This is a genomic window from Nostoc sp. CALU 546, from assembly GCF_048836525.1.
Genome location: NZ_JAWJTF010000230.1, coordinates 1 through 3,447, shown reverse-complemented (window position 1 = coordinate 3,447; position 3,447 = coordinate 1). Strand labels below are relative to the sequence as shown.

At 40.2% G+C, this 3,447-nt stretch carries 2 protein-coding genes and 1 pseudogene; 2 read left to right on the top strand and 1 reads right to left on the bottom strand.

The annotated features are described in order from the left end of the window. Window positions 1–39: 39 nt before the first annotated feature. The gene (locus RRG12_RS41930) at window positions 40–1,326 is read left to right on the top strand and encodes a protein kinase domain-containing protein (protein WP_420761028.1); all 1,287 of its coding nucleotides are present in this window, start codon (window positions 40–42) and stop codon (window positions 1,324–1,326) included. A 60-nt stretch (window positions 1,327–1,386) separates the two neighbouring features. Here the strand turns inward: RRG12_RS41930 and RRG12_RS41925 are convergent, their stop codons facing one another. Continuing rightward, window positions 1,387–1,605: a DUF4327 family protein gene (locus RRG12_RS41925; RefSeq protein ID WP_181930103.1), complete on the bottom strand. Its 219-nt coding sequence runs from the start codon at window positions 1,603–1,605 to the stop codon at window positions 1,387–1,389. A gap of 999 nt (window positions 1,606–2,604) precedes the next feature. Between RRG12_RS41925 and RRG12_RS41920 the strand changes: the two are divergent. Then, a pseudogene (locus tag RRG12_RS41920) lies at window positions 2,605–3,447 on the top strand (FkbM family methyltransferase); the annotation flags it as partial.

Below are 3,447 nucleotides of genomic sequence, written 5' to 3'. Positions count from 1 at the left end.
ATGCCCAATCTCTAATCCATTTACCTTGTAGGTTGTATTGTGGTTAGTCTGACCCTGTTAGAACCGCAACAGAAAACGCCCCTCCAGCAGTGGTGCTTTGAGAACTCCTCCATAATTCGGATTGGTCGAGCGGCAGATAATCACGTTGTTTTAACTGATAGTTTAGTTTCGCGGCATCATCTAGAACTTAGACAAGTCGATTCTCCCGGCAATGACGGTGGTTGGCGGCTGATTAGTCAAGGTACAAATGGGACTTTCCTCAACGGTATCCTTGTAATTCAGAGTCCGTTACCAGATAATTCCCTTTTGCAACTTGCACAGGGAGGCCCAATACTGCAATTCCAACTTCAGGATGTAACAGTACTGGAAACTGGTTTGCGATCGCAACAACAAATGCAAGGCACAGAAGAAAATGCTGCTGCAACACTCTACTCAGCCCAAGGTATAGCAAATTCATCCTACATTTGCACCCACGAAGGCAACTCCCCAAACAATCTGTTTTGCATCCACTGCGGTCAACCTTTGTTAGTGCAACAGAGGATTCGCCATTATCAGGTGTTGCAAACTCTTGGGCAAGGAGGTATGGGTACTACTTATCTCGCTTGGGATGCGGCTGGTCTGATTGCGGGTATGCCACAACTTCTGGTGTTGAAGCAAATGAATGCTGATATGCTAAGAATTGCCAAAGCTCAAGAATTATTTGAGCGAGAGGCCTACACTCTCAAATCCCTTAACCATCCTGGAATTCCCAAGTATTACGATTTCTTTGTAGAAGGCGGAAAAAAATACTTGGCAATGGAATTAATCCACGGTCAAGATTTAGAGAAACGTGTCTATACTAATGGCCCAGTGACACCAAGCCAAGCGATCGCTTGGATGATCCAAACCTGCGACATCTTAGACTATCTTCATAGCCAAAGCCCTCCACTGATTCACCGCGATATTAAACCCGCCAACTTAATGGTGCGAAGTGCAGTAAATCGCATAGTGGTGCTGGATTTTGGCGCAGTTAAGGAAATTGGCACAGCGCCCGGTACTCGAATTGGTGCAGAAGGTTACTGCGCTCCTGAACAAGAACGAGGACAACCTTTAACTCAATCTGATTTGTATGCAATTGGGCCAACACTGATTTTTCTGCTCACAGGGGAAAACCCTTTCAAGTATTATCGCCAAAGAGGGCGAAACTTCAGGTTTGATGTGGCAAAAGTTCCCACCATTAGTTCCCAATTAAGAGATGTGATTGATCGCGCTACAGAACCATTGCCACGCGATCGCTATCAAACTGCCAAAGAATTAGCTGCGGCTTTAGCTGCCTGCAAAGTTTAGAGAGTGGGGAGTAAGGGAGTGGTGAATATTAAAAATTCCTATTTCCCTATTCCCTATTCCCTACTCCTCATCCCAAGTTTCTACAGCTAGCAATTCACTAACTGGGTCTTGCATACTAAAGCCAAAGTCCAGCAGTTCCTGTTTCCAGTGCTGCCATTCATTACCATATAGCAAAGCGATTTTCCAGATGCTATCGCTTGGCTTAATAATGTTCGATTCTATGAGTGATTGCACGTTGCGCTGCAATTTCACCATTGGGTGAATCACTTTCTGAGTCATAACCTCGATTGAATTCAGATTTTGTTGGTAAATGCTTAATTAAAACTGCTTTCCATTCTGCAATTGTTGCCGGCCCGTAGAGTGGTGTAATTTGGTAAAGCTAGTCTTAACTTTCTAACTATACCATAACAAACTCTACTAAGTTACTGGTAAATTCGGTTTTGTACGGTAATTACCACCACAAAAGTCCAATTCCACCAGTAGTCCTTAAACTTTTTGCAGAAACTAGGCAAAGGTTGAGAGGAAAGGGTTAAGGGATGAAGGGTTAAGGGGTGTTTCTGTTTCCCCTTTTCCCTTTAATCTTTCCCTGTCTTCTTTTTCCTCTTTACCTTTAGCCTTTTTCCACAAGATTACAACACTACCTTTTGTAAGAGATATATTCTGGACACTGAGCAGAATCATTATTCGTCTGTGAAGTTTCACTAAGTAGTGTGACTAAGGACGACTGGGAAAATTCTATTTGTTTTAATCACAAAAAATGTGTGTCCTTGTTGAACAACCTATATGACAAGGGCTGGTTTGAAAGTTTTTGACTTATGGACAAGTTTGCAATTGAGTAGAAATAGCTACTGCTTGTGTTTATTTAAACGTTATTTAGGATATCGCAAACATCTGTCATTAGGTAGAATCATCGCAAATCTTTATATAAGTTTAATGTTTTGCTCAGAGAAGAAGACCTGGAGGGTTAGCTCTGTCTAGATGCGGGAGAGGATTTTGCTTTGAAGTAGGGGAGCGATGCCTAAGGCGGGCGGTAAACTACGCATAGCAAAATGTCGGTGCAGCATGGGTTTAGCATAAAGTCCTCTTGTCTTCAGAGTCAGCATTTGAAGTTTGTGTAAAAAATTTTTAGCGAGGATGTTAGTTTCTGTTGAGCAGGTGGGTATCCTCAAAACGAAGACTTGCTAGCACTAAGTAATGAATTAGTAACTATTAATACATGGTTGACTCATGTAGAGACTTTATCAAACCTAGTTTAGATACATTTACCTTATTTTTAATATGAACTCTGAGCCTGCTGTTGGTGATATATATTTGCAATATATTCAAAAATTACTGCCAGCTATTAACGCTGATATATTATCAAAAATTACTGGAATTTTGTCACAGACTTCTTGGGATACTCCTAATTCTTCAGATGATTGGAATAACCTAGCAGTGGTAGCTTTGAGCGAGGCAGAACTGTGTGTTGATAATCTAGTTCTGCGCTCAGTCTATCTTGAAATGGCTTTTGAAGCATTGAATAGTGGTTTAAATTTAGATGGACATCCACTGTGTACTGCTCATCTTGCTTTAATTTATAGCATGATTGGAGAAAAACAAAAAGCCATAGAAATAGCACTTAATACTTTTATTAATACACTCCAACCTGCTTATACAAGTTACGAAAATAACTTTCATTGTTTAATATATATATCCACTGAAAATCACAACTTTTCCGCTCATGTTCGCGAATGCTTTGAGGGGATTTTCTTAGCTGATAATGGTTATGAAAAAACAATCTTATTATTAATTGAAATAATATGTCGTTCGCAGTTAGTTTTTTACACCGCTGTGAGTCGCCGTTTTTTACATTTAGCTTCTCAAGTTTTACCAAATTCAGTTCATATTGGTCTAAAACTAGGAATATCTAGTTTAATGACTGGAGAACTGGAAGGAATTTTATATTTACATCAAGCTAGAAAATTAGCGCCAAATTATGCCCCTGTTCTTCAAGCACTCTACTTAGCTTACCGAGATTTAAACCAGATAAAAGTCTCCGATTACTGGCAGGAAGTCTCTCAGAAATTTTATAAGCTAAACTGCTCATCTTTAGAGTGGCACTGGACACAATTACCAAGCAAT